Below are 17,248 nucleotides of genomic sequence, written 5' to 3'. Positions count from 1 at the left end.
CCGCCTTTCCCGGGCGCCACGACCGCCCCGGCGAATGCTCCGATGACCCACGACCAGCTCCTGATCCTGGCCATCCTCTGCGCCACCGTCGCCCTGTTCCTGTGGGGGCGCTGGCGCCACGACATGGTGGCTGCGGGCGCGCTGCTGGCCTGCGTGCTGGCCGGCCTGGTCGAGCCGGACGCGGCGTTCGCCGGCTTCGGCCATCCGGCGGTGGTCACCGTCGCCTGCGTGCTGGTGCTGAGCCGCGGCCTGCAGAGCTCGGGCGCCATCGACGTGCTCACCCGCGCCGTGCTGCCCGCCCGCGGCGGGCCGACCGCGGGCATCGCCGCGCTGACCGCGCTCGCCGCGGTGCTGTCGGGCTTCATGAACAACGTCGGCGCGCTGGCCTTGCTGATGCCGGTGGCGCTCCAGCTCGCCGGCCGCCTCGAGCTGCCGCCGGGCAAGGTGCTGATGCCGCTCGCCTTCGCCTCCATCCTCGGCGGCACCACGACCCTGATCGGCACTCCGCCCAACCTCATCGTCTCCGGCTTCCGGGCGAACCAGACCGGAGCGGGCGGCTTCGCGATGTTCGACTTCACCCTCGCCGGCCTGCCTCTCGCCCTGGCCGGGCTCGCCTTCATTGCCCTGCTCGGCTGGCGGCTGGTACCGGCAAGAGCGCAGCCCGGTGCCGCCGGTTTCGACACCGGCGCCTATCTCACCGAGGCGCGCGTACAGGACGACAGCCCGGCGGCCGGCATGCGCCTGCGCGAAATCGAAGCCAAGCTCGACGAGGCCGGCGCACAGGTGGTCGGCCTGGTGCGCAACGAGGTGCGGATGATCGCGCCGAGCGGCGGGCGGATCGTCCGCACCGGCGACATCCTGGTGATCGAAGCCGAGGTCGAGACTCTGCCCGGCGTGCTCACCGGCCTCGGGCTCGAGCTCGCCGAAGCCCACCCGCCGGATGCCGGCGATGGGCAAAAAAGAAGCGTCCCGGACACGCCCCCCGGAGCCGGCAAGGACGCCGAGCGCGGCGACGAACTGGTGCTGCTGGAGCTCGTCGTGCGCCCCGAATCCGCCCTCGCCGGGCGCTCGGCCAGCGACATCCTGCTGCGTTCGCGCTACGGCCTGAACCTGCTCGCGGTGTCGCGTGACGGCGCACGCGCCCGGGCGCGGCTGCGCACGCTCAAGATCCGCCCCGGCGACCTGCTGCTGATGCAGGGGGATTCCGACACCCTGGCCGAATTCGCCGCCGACTTCGGCTGCGTACCGCTGGCCGGACGCGAGCTGCGCATCCCGGACAAGCGCAAGGCGTTCACCGCCACCGCCATCATGCTGGCGGCGGTAGCCGCCGCCGCCCTCGGCCTGTTGCCGGCAGCGCTGTCCTTCACCGCCGGCGTACTGGCTTCGATGGCGCTGCGCACGGTGCATCCACGCGCGGTGTACGAGGCGGTGGACTGGCCGGTGGTCGTGCTGCTGGCCGCCCTGTTGCCGGTCGCCGGCGCCTTCCAGAGCAGCGGCGCCGCCGATCTCCTCGCCCGCCTGCTGCTCGGCAGCCTGGCCCGGGGAGATGCCGTGATCGGCCTCGCCCTGATCCTCCTCACCACGATGCTGCTCACCGACCTGATGAACAACGCCGCCACCGCCGCGGTCATGGCTCCGATCGGCCTCGGTGCGGCCACCGGGCTCGGCGTCAACCCCGACACCTTCCTGATGGCCGTCGCGATCGGCGCCTCCTGCGCCTTCCTGACCCCGATCGGGCACCAGAACAACACCCTGATCCTGGGCCCGGGCGGCTTCCGCTTCGGCGACTACTGGCGCATGGGCCTGCCGCTCGACCTGCTGGTGCTCGCCGTCGCCATGCCGATGCTGTTGCTGGCCTGGCCCTTGTAAGCCGCATCCGGGGCCGAAACCCGCGCCGCAGCACGATCCCGGCGCGCCGATCCGCATTCACTCGATCGGCGGCGGCTGATATGCTGGACGTCATCACATGACAGGATTCGATCCGTGCCGGGCTTTCGTCACCTCGAAGCGAAGGTGTGGGCGAGCGTGGTCCTGGCCCTGTGCCTGGGCGCGGCCCTGACCGTAGCCATCGCGCAGTACGACCGCCGGCTGGGCGAGCGGTCGCAATCGAGCCGGATCGAAGTCCGCCTCCAGGCCGCGGCATTCCAGCTTGAACGCACGCTGTCCGCACTGGTACAGCTGAACCACGATGTCGCCGCAGCCATCCTCTCCGAACGCACCGTCACCGCGGAAAAGCTGCAGCCCCTCGCCGAAAAACTGATCAACGACCACCGGCGGATCATCAACGTCGCCGTGTCGCGCGGTCTGGAGGTGGTTTTCGTCCACCCGCTCGCGGGTAACGAAGCCGTGCTGGGGATGCATTTCGACACCCGTCCGGAACAGATGGAAGGGGTGCGGCGCGCAATCGAGCGGCGTACCACCGTGATAGCCGGCCCCCTGTCGCTGGTGCAGAACGGACGCCCCGGGCTGATCGTACGCACCCCGGTCTTCCACCCCGCCGCCGATGACGAGCCGGGAGCGTTCTGGGGAATGGTGTCTACCGTCGTCGAGCTCGAAGGCCTCCTCGAGGACGCGGGCCTGTCCTCTCCCGGCTTGCCGTTCACCCTGGCGATCCGCGGCCGCGAGGGCAGCGGCGCGCAAGGCCCTCCCTTCCACGGCGACACCACCCTGTTCCGACGCCCCCACGTCGCGGTAGACGTCGCCCTGCCGGCGGGTGGCCGCTGGCGCCTGGGCGCAACCCCGAGAGGGGACGATACCGAAGTGGCGGCGCGCATCGCCCGCATCTATACCGCCGGCGCCGCCATCAGCCTCGCCCTGGCGCTCCTGCTGCTATACCGCGGCGGAGCGTTCGGGCACGGCGGCGGCGCGAACCCGGCGCACCCGTTGCTTCCGGCCGGGGCCCGAATCGGCATCCGCGCCTTCCTGCTGGGAGCATCGCTGCTGGTCCTCCTGCCCATCCTCGCGATCGGCGGGTGGGTGTCCTACCGCAACGCCCAGCAGTCGACCGAGCGTTTCAGCCAGGCGCTGGCACGGGAAATCGGCGATCGCCTGCACGATCGCGTAGCGGCCTTTTTCGAAGTGCCGCGGCATTTCGTCGCGTTCAACGTCGAGCAGGCTCGGGCCGGCCTGCTCCGGTACGAAAAACCCGAGGATCTGATGCGCGGCTTCCTCTCCCAGATCCGCCAGCAGCCGCTACTCACTTTCGTGTCGATGGGCATGGCGGACGGCGAATACTACGCCGCCAGCCGCCCGCCGCACGGTGCCGACAAGGCCTTGCGGATGCTCCACTCGCGTGCCGCCGACGGCTACGTGATGCATATTTTCCGTACCGACCAGACGGGCCGGAGCACGAGCCTGATGTCTACCGGGATGGGCCGATTCGATGCCAGGCGCCGCCCCTGGTTCCAGGCTGCGCTGGACTCCGGCGCCCTGGCCTGGTACCCGGCCTACCGCTATGCGATCAACGACGCCGAAGGGGTCTACGACACCATGGGCATCGGCATGTCCGCCCCGTTGTTCGACTCGCACGGCAGCTTCATCGGCGTCGCCACCGCCGATGTGGCGCTATCCCAGCTCAGCGAGTTCCTGCGCGAGCTGACCGCCGGCACCCGCGCGACGGCCTTCATTGCCGAAGCCAACGGCCTGTTGCTGGCGAACTCGGCGCTGGCTCCGATCTACCGGCTCGATGGCGAAGAGGCCGTCCGCATCCCCCTCGCGGAAAGCGACAGCCCGCTCATCCGTGCCGCCGCCCGAACCCTCGCGGCATCCGCGCATCCCGAAGGCAGCGCATCCCTTCCGATCGGCAACGGGAATTTCCTCTTCGAATGGCATAGTTTCGCGCTGGCGCAGGGGCCGACCCTGACCATCGGCCTGATCCTGCCGACCGCGCACTTCGAAGCCATGGCCAGCGACACGCTGCACAACATCCTCTACCTGGCACTGGCGGTGATGATCCTCAGCCTGATGATCGGCCTGCTCGTCTCCGACTGGGTGGCACGGCCCCTGCGCTCGCTGAGCCGCGTCTCCTCCAGGCTCGCCCGCGGCGACTGGCAGCCGGCATCGCACGAACCCGGTCCGATCCGCGAAGTGGCGGCGCTGTTTGCCGCGATGGACAGCATGGCGGCTCAGCTCAAGCGCCATACCGAAACCCTCGAACACAAGGTCAGGGAGCGCACCGAAGAGCTGGAAGCGGCCAACCACAAGCTGGCCATGCTGTCCCTCACCGACGGCCTGACCGGCATTTCCAACCGCCGCCACTTCGACGAGATGCTGCGCAGCGAATGGGCCCGGGCGCTGCGCACGGCGCAGCCGCTGGCGATCCTGATGGTCGACATCGACCTGTTCAAGAAATACAACGACCACTACGGCCATCAGGCCGGAGACGAGTGCCTGATCCGCGTCGCCCACGCGATCCAGTCCTGCGTCAAGCGCGCCGGAGACCTCGCCGCACGCTACGGTGGGGAAGAATTCGCGGTGATCTGCGCCGAGTCGGATCTCGAAAAAGCCACCGCGCTCGCCGACATCCTGTGCCATGCCGTCGCCGCACAGGCGCTGCCGCACGTGTTATCGCCCCATGGCAGGATAACCGTCAGCATCGGTGTCGCCGCAGCGGTGCCGACGCCGGACGCGGCGCCGGAAACCCTGCTGCGCCGTGCCGACGAGGCGCTCTACCGTGCCAAGGCGGGCGGGCGCAACCGCGTCAACGCCGAAACCGGCAATCCACAGCCGCTCCCCGCCGGCCCGGCCTGAACGCCGGCCGGCAACGCCACCGCCGGGCACGGCCGGTGACGCCGCGCAGGAAAGCGCCGGGCCGCCCCAGGTTACCTGGAGGCGCTCAAAACCCGGCGCCGCCGTCCGCAGGTCCGAACAAGGCCAGCACCCGGTCGCCGGCGACGGCAAGCCCCTTCAGGGTAGTGCTTCGCTTCATCGCCTCGATCAGGGGCGGCAGCGGCACGATGTCGGTCACCTCGACGCGGAGCAGCTCGAGCGGGCCGTCCGCCAGCACCTCCCGCATCCCGCCCGCAGCGCGCAGCGCAAGGCGCACCGGCGCACGCGGACGGACCGGCGCGAGGCCGAGGACGGACTCGATGGTGGCGGGCGCTTCATCCCCGGCGACGCAAAGCCGCGACGTCCCCACGTGGCGGGCCTCGATGCCGCACACCGCCGGCCCGGAGCGGAACAAGACGATGTCGAGCACGGCGCCGGGCGCTCCGGCGCCCACCTCAGCGCTCCGTCCTGCCGCCATGGCGGGTGAGCAGGAGCGCCGGATCGAGCAGCAAGGCCGGTGCATCCGCCGCCCCGACGATACCGCAGACCACGCCTTGCAAGACCTCGGCGAGGGCTCCGGGGGGCGGCTCGATGGCACTTTCGAGGACATCGCAGACGTCGATGACGCGCCCGACCCGGATCGCGCTGCGGATGCCCGCGGCTTCGATCAGCAGCATCGCCCGGGCGCCTTCGCCCTTTTCCGGCGCAAGCCCGAGCGCATCGTCGATACGCAACACCGACTCGACGCTGCCGCGCAGGTTGATCACCCCTTCGATCTGCGCCGGACAGCCGGGCACGAAGAACACCGGCGTCTCGGCGAGGATCTCGCGCACGCATTCCCCGCGCAGGGCGAAGCGATCGCCGCCAAGCTCGAACACCACCAGCTTGGCCATCGGCTCATCCACTTCGACGATCTGCGCCGCGGCCGAAGCGTGCAGCGCGAGCACCTGCTCGAGCGTCGGCGTGTTCACGCGGCCACCGCTTCGCTCACCGAGGCGAGCACGCGGTTGCGCCCCCCCTGCTTGGCTCGGTACAAGGCCCGGTCGGCCACGCCGAACAGGCTCGCAAGGCTGCTGCCGGCCACGTGCTGCGCCACCCCGGCACTGAAGGTGCAGGTGAACGCCTGGGCGCCGTCGGCGAACTCGACGCGCTCGAACAGGGTCCGGAGCTGATCGATGCGCGCCACCGCCATGTCAAGCGCGGCATAGGGCATGATCACCGCGAACTCTTCGCCGCCATGGCGGCCGATCACGTCCGAGTTGCGGAAGTGCTGCTTCAGCATCCGCGCCAGGGAAGCGATCACCTGGTCGCCGGCGCGATGGCCGTAGCTGTCGTTGATGCGCTTGAAGTGGTCGATGTCGATCAGCGCGAAACACAGCCCGGTGCGGTTGCGGTCGCTGGCGGCGATCGCGTTCTCGAGCATGTACAGGGTCGTCGAATGATTGAACAGCCCGGTCAGGCTGTCGCGCACGATCAGCGCACGCAAGGCGCGGGTACGCTCGGCGCGGATCGCGACTTCCGACACCAGCGCTACCGGGTCGATCGGCTTGACCATGAAGCCGTCGGCGCCGATGCGCATCGCCGCACGCTGCTTGCGCTGGTCCGACTCACTGGAGAAGAACAGGATCGGCAGCGAGAAATGGCTCGGCACCTGGCGGATCACCTGCGCCAGCTCGGTCCCCGAGCACCCCGGCATGTACATGTCCATCAGCACCATGTCGGGGCGGAACGCCTCCAGCACCTCGAGCGCCCGCAGCGGGTCGGAGACGCGCGTCGTCATCATCCCGGCTTCCTCGAGGATCATGCAGTGGTAGGCCGCCACTTCCCGCTCGTCGTCGATCACCAGAATGCGGTAGGGTTCGACCGGCTGGACGTGGGTGATCTCGTCGAGCACCGCGGCAAGGTCGGCCGAGCGCACCGGCTTCAGGAAGTAGGACGTCCCCCCTGCCCGCACCGCATGCAGGCGGGCCTCGAAGTCGTCGCGTGCGGAGATGAAGACCGTGTTCAGCGGCGGGTCGAAGCGCCGGTTGATGGCGGCCATGAACTCGGTGCCCGAATTGCGGTTGTCGGGGAAGTGGATGTCCATCACCACGCAGTCCGGGCGGCGGTCATCGATGGCACGCTCGAGCGCCGCGGTGTCGGGAAAGCCCTGGACTTCGTAGCCGAAGCAACCCACCTGGGTCACCAGCTGGTCGAGCGAGGCGGCATCGTCGTCGCACACGTAGATCAGGCGGCCGCAGGCATCGGCGGTCGCCGGCAGGCCGGCATGGTCCAGGTTGAAGCCGAGGAACTCCCCGCCCTCGGCCGCCACGGGCGCCCCCGCAATCTCGGCCGCCGCCCGCTCCAGCCGGTCCACCGCGAAGCCCAGCGCCTGGCGGCAGCGCGTGCTGTCGTCGCAGCCGTTGGCCAGGATCTCGCCTTCGAGTGCGATCTCGCGCAGGCCGTCGAAGCCGAACACCGCCGCCGAGCCCTTGAGGTTGTGGAACAGGCGCTGCAGCTCTTCATTCCTGCAGCAGTCGCAGCCGTGCCCGGCGCTCTCGCCGAGCACTTCGCGCATGCGCCCGATCCGCCCGGGCAAGTGGGAAACGAAATCGTCGCGCAGCTTCTTCAGGCGCTCGGCCGGCTTGGCGGCAGCAGTGGGTACGTTCATCCGTGTTCTCGGGTCATGCCGCCCGCGCTCGGGCGATGCGCTCGACGGCGCGGGCAAGGTTGTTGTCGAGATCGCCATCCTTCAGCACGCAGGCGTCGAGCCCGGGCTCGGCGGCAAGCAGGCTGGCCGGATCGTCCCCGCTGAGGAGGACGAAGGGAATGCGGCAATCCTGGGCGCGCAGTTCGCGGAACAGCTCGATCCCGCTGATCAGGGGCATGTTCATGTCGCAGACGATCAGGTCGACGTTTCCGCCTTTTCCCAATTGTGCGGCGGCATCAGGCGCATTCTCACACAGCATGGTGTCATGGCCCAGCTCTTCCAGGATCGCCGCCGCCACCTGGCCGGCAAAAGGGTCGTCATCCACGATCAGGATCCGCACGGTTCATCTCCAGGCGCCGACCGTTCAGGCCAGCAGGGTTTTCAGGGTTTCGACCAGGCTGCGCTGATCGAAGTCGCCCTTGACGATGTAGGCGTCGGCGCCGACCTGCATGCCGCGCCGCTTGTCCTCGTCGCGCTCGCGGGAGGTGATGATCAGGATCGGCCGGTGCCGGTAGCGCTCTTCCTCCCGCAGCCGCGCGGTCAGCGAGAAACCGTCCATCCGCGGCATCTCGACGTCGGTCAACACCGCGTCGAAGTCTTCGGCCAGCGCCTTGGCCAGGCCATCGACCCCGTCCTCGGCGAGCGTGACCAGGTAGCCATGGGCTTCGAGCACTTCCTTTTCGAGCTCGCGGGTATTGAGCGAATCGTCCACCACCAGCAGGCGGCGGGCGTTCCCCGCGCCGGCGCCCGGCACCCGGCGCGGCGCGTCGGCGCCGGCATGGCGCGCATGCACGAACAACGCCGGCGCATGGAGCACGCAGGCCAGTGCCCCGCTGCCGATCTCGACCGCGCCGGTCACGAAGCGGGCCTGCGCGAGCATCGCCGGAAGCGGCTTGATCACCATGTCGCGCTCGTCGAGCAGGGCATCGACCCGCAGCGCGATCTTGTCGCCGCGCACGCTCAGCACCAGCAGCAGCGCGCCGCCACCGGCCGCCGGTCGCGGCGGCAGGCCGAGCAGCACATCCAGCGCCACGACCGGAACGAACTCGTTGCGCACGATCACCGCACTGCGCTCGGCCACCTTCAGCAAGGCCTCCGCCGGCCGGCGGACGATCTCGCTCACGCCATGCGCGGGAATCCCGAACGGATGACCCGCGACCTCCACCAGCAGCATCCGCAGCCGGGCCAGGCTCAGCGGCAGGCGCAGCACGAAGCGCGCGCCCTGTCCGGGACGGGAATGCACCCCGATCTCGCCGGAGAGCTCCTCGGCCAGGGTCTGCCTGACCACATCGAGCCCGACCCCCCGCCCGGAGACGTCGGTGATGATTCCGGCGGTGGAAAAGCCGGGAAGGAACAACAGGTCGATCACCGCCTTTTCCGACAGGGCCGCGGCCTCGCCGGCGTCGATCAGCCCGCGCGCCAGCGCCTTTTCGCGCACCGCGTCGAGGTCGATACCGGCGCCGTCGTCGGCGACTTCGATCACCGCATGCGCCCCGTCCTGGCGCGCGACGAGCTCGACCCGCCCCCGCTCCGCCTTGCCGCTGCGCCGCCGCGCCGCGGGCGGCTCCAGCCCATGGTCGACGGCGTTGCGCAGCAGATGGACGAGCGGATCGGAGAGCTTGTCGATGACCTGGCGGTCGAGCTCGATTTCACTGCCGCGGACGACGAACTCCACGTCCTTGCCGAGCGAGCGGGCGAAATCGCGCATCATCCGCCCCATCGCGTCGAAGATGACGCCCAGCGGCAGCATGCGCATCACCAGCGTGCGCTCGTGGAGGGCGCCGATCATCATTTCCTGGGTGCGGACGCCGTCGCGCAGCGTCCGGCCGAAAGCGCGCATGCGCTCGTGCACCGCGGGCAGGCGGGAGGGATCGGCAATGCCGCGCGCCAGCTCGCGTTCGAGTACATGCGCCTGCGCCGCCCACTCCCGCACCCGGGCCTGCGAGGAAGCGAATTCCCCCATCAGGCCGATGAGCTCGTCGAGCTTGTCCACCCGGATCCGTACCGTATCGAACCCGGCCTGGCGTGCGCGCGCAGCCTCCGCGCTGCCGCCTTCGCCGGCCGGCCCGGGCACATCCGCGACATCCCCGGCCGGCGGCTGCAGCGGATTTCCGCAGTCAGACGCCGAATCCGGCGCCGCCGCAGCCGCCAGGGCGGCGCACAGCGCCGCAGCGGGCGCCGGCAAGGCGGTCGCGTCACGGGTGGCGGCCAGGCAGTCGACCTGCGCCGCGATCGCATCGATGCCTTGATAAAGCGCGCCCGCAAGACGGTGATCGAAGCGCACCCGGCCTTCGCGCAGGGCGCCGAGCACGTCCTCCAGAAGATGGGCCGTCGCGGTGATCGGCGTCAGCTTGAGCATCCGCGACGAACCCTTCACCGTATGCGCGGAGCGGAACAGGGCATTGATCAGCTCGGCATCGGCGTGGCCGGCCTCGAGGGCGGTCAGACCTTCGCCGAGGCGGCCGAGGTGCTCCCTCGCCTCCTCGACGAAACGGTCCATGAAGCGGCCGATGTTGATCGCCACCGCCCTCAGCCTCCGCTTCCGGACAGCTGCAATTCACGGCCCAGACGGCGCTCGCAGAGAAAGCGCACTTCCGCCGGGCGCAGGCCGACGGGGAGGATGGCGATGCCCGGACCGCCCCCGCCTGCGGCGTCGAGCAGCTGCAGCACCGCCCGCCAGGCGCGCTGCGCGGCAGTGATTTCGCCCTGCTGCGCATAGAGGCTGCCGAGGTGGAAATGGGCCGGCCAGCAGTCCCGGTTCAGATAAACCGCCTTCTTGAACCATTCCGCCGCCGCCGTCAGCTCGCCACGCCACTTGTCGATCAGTCCGAGCAGGTAATGCGCCTCCACCGACCAGGCATCGCGCGCGAGCGCCCCCAGGGCCGCCGCCCTCGCTTCGTCGAAACGTTGCCGGTTCAGGCTGATGTAGGCGCCGAGCAGCAGTGCCGCATGATCCTCGGGGTCGGCCTGCAGGCGCGCCGACACCAGCGGCCAGGCCTGCTCATAGCGTTCGTCGTGCACCAGCCCGATCAATTCGTCCAGGTCGAGCGTCGCCGCGTCTTCCGCGGGAGCGGCGGCGCGGGCGCGCAAAACCGGTCCGGTGCGCGCCTGCCGGGCCGCCATTGCCGGCCGCAACGCGGGTTTCAGGGCCGGACGCGGCGGCGCGCTGGTCGGCGTACGCACGAAAGGAGGCATCCGTCCCTTGCCCTCCGGCGTGCGCATTTCCTCCCGCCCGGCGGAGGCGATGCGCGCCCCGGCGCACGGCACCGACGGATGGGAAAAATGGAACAGCCCCGCTTCCTCGACGAGCTCGAACACGCCGAGGTCGTTGGCGAGTGTTTCCGCGACCCCGGTGACCAGCAGCCCGCCGGGCCGCATCCAGCCGGCGAGGGCCTCGAGAATCCGGCGCCGGACCGCCTTCTCGAAATAGATGCTGACGTTGCGCATGAACACGATGTCGAAGGGCGCCGTCCCTTCGGGAAAAGCGGGTTCGAGCAGGTTGAGCTCGCAAAAGCCGACCACCGCCCGCACGAAGGGCCGCAGCCGGTAATGGCCGCCGGCGAAGTCGAAATAGCGCGCACGGAGCTCCGCATCGACTCCGCGAAAGGAAAACTCCGAGTACTGTGCCTGACGCGCCCGCGCCAACATGGGCCGGGAGAGATCACCGGCGGTGATCGAAAACAGCGCGGGGGTACGCTCACGGTAACGCTCGAACAGCGCGATCGCCAGCGAATACGGCTCCTCCCCCGAAGAGCAGCCGGCGCTGAGGATGCGCAGCGGCATGCCGTCCTTTCCTGCCGCCAGCAGGCGCGGAACGAGGGTATCCGCGACGAAACGGATCTGTTCCGCCTCCCGGAAGAAATAGGTTTCATGCACGGTCAGCTGCTCGGCCAGCGTTCGCCGCTCGTCCTCATCATCGGCGAGCAGGGCCAGGTAGCGGGCCGCGCCGGCCAGCTCGCGGGCCTCGATGCGGGCAGCCACCGCGCTCGCCAGGCGTCGTCCCGCCTCCCCCTCGAACACGAGTCCGAAACGCGCGGTGATCAGCTCGCCGATGGCATCGAGCGGCGCCTCGCTCATCGTCGTCCCCGGTCTGCAAGCAGAGCCAGGATCTCGTCGCCGATCCGGTCCACAGGCAGCACGCGTTCCACCGCCCCCTGCTCGATCGCCACCCGGTTCATGCCGAACACCACCGACGAGGCTTCATCCTGGGCGATCGTGACCCCACCGGCCGCGCGCAGCGCGCCCAGGCCGCGGGCACCATCGCGCCCCATGCCCGACAGGATCACGCCGATCGCGCCGGCACCGAACACCTTGGCTACCGTACGCAGCAGGACATCACAGCTCGGGTGGTGGACATCGGTCGCCGAGGGCTCGACCAGCGCCAGGCGGCGGGCAGCGGTGACGACCAGATTGCGCTCGGGCGGCGAAACATAGACGTGTCCGGCCTCGAGCCGCTGACCGTCGCAGGCGAGCACGACCGGCAGCGCGCACAGCCCCGCCAGCCACCCCGCCATCCCCTCGGCGAAGCCCTCGGAGATATGCTGGGCGATCACCACCGGGGCGCGGAAAGCGGCCGGCAGCCGGGGCAGGATGCGGGCCAGGGCCTGAGGGCCGCCGGTCGAGGCGGCGATGGCGACGATGCGCCCCTCCGCGCCCTCCCCCGCCGGCGCCGGAACGGGCCGGTGCGGCGCGGAACCGGGGGGCGGCGCGGACGGTTCCGGATCGGTGCGGAAGCGCCGGGTGATCACCGGTACGCCGGCGAGCAGGCGGATGCGGGCGACGAGATCGCGCGCCTCGTCTTCGCTGCAGCGGGGCTTGCGGACGACTTCGAGCGCTCCGCGCTGGATCGCCTCGCCGGCAATCGCGGCGTCGTCGGCACTGGTGATCACCAGGATCGGTACGGCGCGATGCGCCATGATCCGCTCGATCGCATCCAGCCCGCCCAGCACCGGCATGTCGAGGTCCATCGTCACCAGGTCCGGGCGCAGCGTCTGCGCCAGTTCCACCGCCTGCAGCCCGTTGCCGGCCTCGGCGACGATCTCGATGCCCCGGTCACGCTCGAGGCAGGCGCGGATGACGCCGCGCGCCACCGCACTGTCGTCGGCCACGAGCACGCGCAGCGGCCGCTGGAGAGCGGCAGGATTCATGCCCCGGGCGCCGCCGCGTCGGCACGGCGATCGCCGCCGTCATCGTCCCGGTACCTGAAGCGGCGGGTGGTTTCGAACAGGTCCGCCGCCAGCCGCTTCAGCTCCTTGCCCACCTGGACGACGCGCTCGGTGGATTGGGCGCCGTGGCGGTTGGCGCCGACGATCTCGCGCAGCGCGACCACGACCTGGGTGCTCGCGGTCTTCTGCTGCTGGGTGGCGAGCGAAATCTGCTGCGCCGCGCTGTCGGTGCCGGCTGCGGTTTCGAGAATCTCGTCGAGGTTGTGCGCCGCCTCGTCGCTGGCTTCGGTACCGGCCACGATCACGCTCGCACTCTTCTCGGAGGTGACGACCAGGCGGTTGATCGAGTCCTGGATCTCGCCGACCTTGGCCGCGACGTCTTCCGAGGAGTCGGCGACGCTGTCGGCCAGGCGGCGGATCTCCGCCGCCACCACGGAAAAGCGCCGGCCGGCCTCGCCGGCGCTGGAAGCTTCGAGCGCGGCGTTGAACGCGATCAGCCGGGTCTGGTCCGCGACCGCGTTGATGATTTCCATGATCCGGCCGATTTCCTTCGAGCGCGCGCCCAGGGCCATGATCTCGTGCAGGTTGTGCTCGTTGTCGTTGCGGATGTCCTCCATGCGCTCGAGCACCATGCGCACGCCTTCCGCCCCCCTGCGGCTGTTGGCCAGGGTCTGCTGCGCCATGTCGACCACCACCGCGGCGTTCTGGGCGATTTCCGACGAAGAGGCCGAGAACTCCTCCATCGTCGACGTGATTTCGGCCACCGCCGAAGACATCTGGCTCGACATCGCCGCCTGCTGCTGCACGGACGTGCCCACTTCCTCCGAAGCGGCAACGAGCGCACCGCCGGCGGCATGGATCTCGCCGAATGCCATCGACAGCTTGCCGACCATCTCCTTCATCGCCGCGAGCAGGCTGGAGGAATCTCCGGAGCGCAGCGCCACCTTCGCGGTAAAGTCGCCTTCCGCGACCCGGTGCGCGACCTTGGCCGCATAGCCCGGCTCGCCCCCCATCTCGCGCGCCAGGCTGCGCATGATCAGGAAGCCGGCGAGCAGGGCCACGACCAGGGCCGCCCCGGCGGAAACGAGCACCTGCACCCGCGCCCCTTCGGTAGCGGCGGTGGCCTGGTCGATGCCGGCATGCAGCGACTGGCTCTGAAAATCCGCCGCCGCCGCGATCGCGCTCTGGTAGTCGGCCAGTTGCGGCCGCAGCGCGTTGTTCAGGTAGGCGCGCGCCTCGGGCAGGCGCTCACTCGAAATCAGCTCGATCAGCTCATCCTGGCCGACGATGTAGCGCCCACGCTCGCGCCGGACTGCCTCGAGCAGTTCCCGGTCGCGCGGATGGGTCGCGAGCTGGTCCAGGCGCTCGAGGTTGCCGCCGATCGATTGCCGCCCGGCCATCACCACCTCGCGGTTGCGCGCGCGATCGGCACCGTTGTCGGCCAGCAGCATCTTGTGCAGGGCGATCGCGATCGTGTCCGATTCGTGGCGCACTTCCCCGAGCATCGCCACCCGCGGCCACAACTGCCCGCCAACGACGTGCAGCTGGCCGTTGAGCTCGCCCATGCGCAGCAGGCTGATCGCCGATACCGCGAGCAACAGCATGATCACCAGCCCGAAGCCGATCGTCAGCTTGGTGGCTACCTTCATCTTCGAGAACATCACACCTCCAGGCGAAATCCCGGTACCGCCGGCGTCCGGTCCGGGCGCCAATCGTACACCTTTTCGTCATGTCTCTGGGATGCCGCGGAAGCGGGAGCGCCCCGCCGGGGCTAGTGGCCCGATGCCCGGAGCATCCTGCGGATCTCGGCCACGCAGGAGCCGCAGGAGGTGCCGCAGCGGAGCGTGCGCTGCAGCCGGTCGAAGTCGTCCCCACCTGCGATCGCAGCGGCGATATCGGCCTCGGCGACATCCAGGCAGTTACACACGATGCGCCCGCGCAGCTTCGCCTGCGCCGGCGGTGCCGCCAGCGGTGCGAGCAGCCAGCGCCGCAGCCCGGCGGCCGGCCGGCGGTCGACGATCAGTTCGCTCAGCCATGCCTGTGCCGCACTCTCGCCCGCCAGGCGCAACCCGACCAGGCGGTCGTCCTCGATCAGCGCGCGCTTGCCGATGCCGCGCCGGACGTCGACGTAGGACAGGGCGTCATCGCCCCCGAGCCCGAGCAGCGCGTCCAGCTCGCCGATCCAGGCGGGCGGAATCGGGCGGTCGTGGGCGATGCGCATCACCACCGCCGGATGCTCGCGCCCGGCGAGCGCGAGCGAGGCGTAGGCGAAGCGCTCCAGCCACGGCGACAACGCCTCGGCGTCCTCCGCCGCGGTGCGCCCGGGGCGTTCGGCGCGCATCAGCAGCGCCCGGAACGGCAGCACCGCCTTGTCGATGCGGATCACCGCATGCTTGAGCTCGGGCTGTTTCGAGCGTGGATCGAAGTCGCCGCCGAGGAGCAGGTTGACGCCCGCCGAGCCGAGCACCTTGCGTCCCCAGTGCATGGCGATGAAGGCCTGGCCCTTGCGCATGTCGGGCGACGCCCGCGCGCGCAGCACCAGCTCGCCGCGGCGGCTGGCGACCCGGACCATGTCGCCGTCCTGCAGCCCGCGCACCGCGAGGTCGTCGGCATGGAGTTCGATGCGGGCCTCGTCGACGTGGCCGTACAGGCGGGCGACCTTGCCGCTGCGGCTCATGCCGTGCCACTGGTCGCGCAGGCGCCCGGTGGTGAGGTGCAACGGATAGCGCGCATCGACCTTTTCCGCGGTCAGCGCGCGGCCGGGAACGACGAAGCGGGCGCGGCCGTTCGGGGTGGGGAAACGGCCGTCGACGTACAGGCGCGCGCGCACGGCGCCCTCCTCGACCCGCGCCCCGGCCGGAAACGGCCACTGCTGCGGCCCCGCGGCCTCGAGCAGGGCGTAGCTCAGGCCGCCGATGTCGAGATCGCGCCCGACCGTGGTGGCGACATGCTCGGCGAAGACCTCCTCCGCGCATTCGTAGGCGAACAGGCACGCGGCCTGCGGCTTGCCGATGCGCGGCCCGAGCGCGCGCGCGAAGTCGCGCGCGATGCGCCAGTCGGCGCGCGCCTCGCCCGGCGCCGGCAGCGCCGGGCGCACGCGGCTGATGCGACGCTCGGAGTTGGTCACCGTGCCGTCCTTCTCGCCCCAGGTCATCGCCGGCAGCATCAGGTCGGCGAACGGCGCGGTCTCGGTGCTGCGAAAAGCCTCCTGGAGGACGACGAACTCGCAGGCGGCGAGCGCCTCGCGCACCCGCGTCTGCGCCGGCAGCGACTGCGCCGGGTTGGTGCACGCGATCCACACCGCCTTCACCTTGCCCGCCCGCACCGCCTCGAACAGCTCAACCGCGCTCAGGCCGGGCGTCTCGGGCACGCGGTCGATACCCCACAGGCGCGCCACTTCGGCGCGGTGCGCAGGGTTGGCGAGGTCGCGGTGGGCCGGCAGCAGGTTGGCCAGGCCGCCGACTTCGCGCCCGCCCATCGCGTTGGGCTGGCCGGTGAGCGAGAACGGGCCGCAGCCCGGACGGCCGATCTTGCTGGTCGCGAGCGACAGCGCGATCAGCGCCGTGCCATTGTCGGTGCCGTGGATCGACTGGTTCAGCCCCTGGCACCACAGCGACAGCGCCGCCGGCGCCTGCCCCCACCAGCGCGCCGCGGTGACGATGTCGTCCGCCGCGACGCCGCACACTTCGGCGGCGACCACGGGGCTGAGCTCGGCCACGTGGGCACGCAAGGACTCGAAGCCCTCGGTGTGGGCGGCGATCCAGGCCTCATCGACCCTGCGCTCGCGCAGGAGGACGTGGAGCATCGCCTCGAACAGCCGGATGTCGGTGCCGGGCAGCACCGCCAGGTGCAGGTCGGCCGCCGCCGCGGTGTCGGTGCGGCGCGGGTCGACGACGATCAGCTTCATCTGCGGGCGCCGCGCCTTCGCTTCCTCGATGCGGCGGAAGGCCACCGGGTGGGCATAGGACGGGTTGGCTCCGGCGATCAGGATCGTGTCGGCATGGTCGAAGTCCTCGTAGCAGCACGGCGGCGCATCCGCGCCCAGGGTCGCCTTGTAGGCGGCGACGGCGCTCGACATGCACAGGCGCGAGTTGGTGTCGATGTTGTTGCTGCCGATCAGCCCTTTCATCGCCTTGTTGAAGACGTAGTAGTCCTCGGTCAGGAGCTGGCCGGAAATGTAGAACGCGACCGCGTCCGGGCCGTGGGCGGCGATGATCTCGGCAAAACGCCGGGCAGCGGCATCGATCGCCGCCTCCCAGGCGATGCGCCGGCGCGGCTCCGTGCGCGTGGCGCGGTACTCCGGGTACAGCAGGCGGGTGTCGAGGCCGGCGCTCAGATGCAGGCTTGCGCCCTTGGTGCACAGCCGGCCGAAGTTGGCCGGGTGCGCGGGGTCACCACGCACCCCGGTGATGCGCGTGCCGTCGTGCTCGATCATCACGCCGCAGCCCACTCCGCAGTAGGCACAGGTGGCGCGGGTTTCATGGCGCGGCGCGGCACACGCCGGCGCGTGCACACCGGCGCCCGGTCGATGTGCAACGGCGGCGCGGCCGTAAGTCTCGGGGTGTTGTGGGGTCATGGTCCGCCTCGTTGATGGTCGTCAAGGTCTATCCGCCCCCGCACGGGGAGG

Annotated in this window: 11 protein-coding genes; 2 read left to right on the top strand and 9 right to left on the bottom strand. The window is 70.5% G+C overall.

Features of this window, described 5'->3' with window-relative positions; translation table 11 throughout:
• The first annotated feature begins 42 nt into the window (after positions 1–42).
• Both MXC99_RS14045 and MXC99_RS14040 read left to right on the top strand, forming a co-directional pair.
• The gene (locus tag MXC99_RS14045; RefSeq protein WP_247726052.1) at positions 43–1,869 is read left to right on the top strand and encodes an SLC13 family permease; all 1,827 of its coding nucleotides are present in this window, start codon (positions 43–45) and stop codon (positions 1,867–1,869) included.
• A 114-nt stretch (positions 1,870–1,983) separates the two neighbouring features.
• On the top strand, positions 1,984–4,749 hold the full coding sequence (locus MXC99_RS14040) for a diguanylate cyclase domain-containing protein (protein ID WP_247726051.1): 2,766 nt from the start codon (positions 1,984–1,986) through the stop codon (positions 4,747–4,749).
• Between the two features lie 85 nt (positions 4,750–4,834).
• Here MXC99_RS14040 and MXC99_RS14035 read toward each other — a convergent pair whose 3' ends face one another.
• From MXC99_RS14035 to MXC99_RS13995, 9 genes are all read right to left on the bottom strand, one after another.
• A complete protein-coding gene (locus tag MXC99_RS14035; protein ID WP_247726050.1) occupies positions 4,835–5,197 on the bottom strand; it encodes a hypothetical protein in 363 nt (120 codons plus the stop codon).
• A gap of 25 nt (positions 5,198–5,222) precedes the next feature.
• Positions 5,223–5,738 carry a chemotaxis protein CheW gene (locus MXC99_RS14030; RefSeq protein WP_247726049.1) on the bottom strand — a complete coding sequence of 172 codons (516 nt, stop codon included), beginning with the start codon at positions 5,736–5,738 and terminating at the stop codon, positions 5,223–5,225.
• Positions 5,735–7,417 (bottom strand): diguanylate cyclase, encoded by a 1,683-nt coding sequence (locus tag MXC99_RS14025; protein ID WP_247726048.1) that lies wholly within the window; start codon positions 7,415–7,417, stop codon positions 5,735–5,737. The genes MXC99_RS14030 and MXC99_RS14025 overlap by 4 nt, the downstream gene beginning before the upstream one ends.
• Positions 7,418–7,430: 13 nt before the next feature.
• Positions 7,431–7,796: a response regulator gene (locus MXC99_RS14020; RefSeq protein ID WP_247726047.1), complete on the bottom strand. Its 366-nt coding sequence runs from the start codon at positions 7,794–7,796 to the stop codon at positions 7,431–7,433.
• Positions 7,797–7,820: 24 nt separating this feature from the next.
• Positions 7,821–9,980 (bottom strand): hybrid sensor histidine kinase/response regulator, encoded by a 2,160-nt coding sequence (locus MXC99_RS14015; RefSeq protein WP_247726046.1) that lies wholly within the window; start codon positions 9,978–9,980, stop codon positions 7,821–7,823.
• Between the two features lie 5 nt (positions 9,981–9,985).
• Complete coding sequence (locus MXC99_RS14010; RefSeq protein ID WP_247726045.1) at positions 9,986–11,533, bottom strand: CheR family methyltransferase; 1,548 nt, start codon at positions 11,531–11,533, stop codon at positions 9,986–9,988.
• The gene (cheB, locus tag MXC99_RS14005) at positions 11,530–12,603 is read right to left on the bottom strand and encodes a chemotaxis-specific protein-glutamate methyltransferase CheB (RefSeq protein ID WP_247726044.1); all 1,074 of its coding nucleotides are present in this window, start codon (positions 12,601–12,603) and stop codon (positions 11,530–11,532) included. The genes MXC99_RS14010 and cheB overlap by 4 nt, the downstream gene beginning before the upstream one ends.
• Positions 12,600–14,282 (bottom strand): methyl-accepting chemotaxis protein, encoded by a 1,683-nt coding sequence (locus MXC99_RS14000; RefSeq protein WP_247726043.1) that lies wholly within the window; start codon positions 14,280–14,282, stop codon positions 12,600–12,602. The genes cheB and MXC99_RS14000 overlap by 4 nt, the downstream gene beginning before the upstream one ends.
• Positions 14,283–14,392: 110 nt before the next feature.
• Positions 14,393–17,197 (bottom strand): nitrate reductase, encoded by a 2,805-nt coding sequence (locus tag MXC99_RS13995; protein ID WP_282100157.1) that lies wholly within the window; start codon positions 17,195–17,197, stop codon positions 14,393–14,395.
• Positions 17,198–17,248 lie beyond the last annotated feature (51 nt).

The sequence above is a fragment of the Thauera aromatica genome (assembly GCF_023093595.1).
Taxonomy (GTDB): Bacteria; Pseudomonadota; Gammaproteobacteria; order Burkholderiales; family Rhodocyclaceae; genus Thauera; species Thauera aromatica_A.
The sequence above is the reverse complement of the archived record's forward strand: the minus strand, read 5'-3'. Positions and strand labels throughout refer to the sequence as shown.

What these genes read in the sequence shown, in the direction of transcription:
- MXC99_RS14045 (WP_247726052.1), top strand. Translation starts at nt 43, where the DNA reads ATGACCCACGACCAGCTCCTGATCCTGGCCATCCTCTGCGCCACCGTC.
- MXC99_RS14025 (WP_247726048.1), bottom strand. Translation starts at nt 7,417, where the DNA reads ATGAACGTACCCACTGCTGCCGCCAAGCCGGCCGAGCGCCTGAAGAAG.
- MXC99_RS14010 (WP_247726045.1), bottom strand. Translation starts at nt 11,533, where the DNA reads ATGAGCGAGGCGCCGCTCGATGCCATCGGCGAGCTGATCACCGCGCGT.
- cheB (WP_247726044.1), bottom strand. Translation starts at nt 12,603, where the DNA reads ATGAATCCTGCCGCTCTCCAGCGGCCGCTGCGCGTGCTCGTGGCCGAC.
- MXC99_RS14000 (WP_247726043.1), bottom strand. Translation starts at nt 14,282, where the DNA reads ATGTTCTCGAAGATGAAGGTAGCCACCAAGCTGACGATCGGCTTCGGG.
- MXC99_RS13995 (WP_282100157.1), bottom strand. Translation starts at nt 17,197, where the DNA reads ATGACCCCACAACACCCCGAGACTTACGGCCGCGCCGCCGTTGCACAT.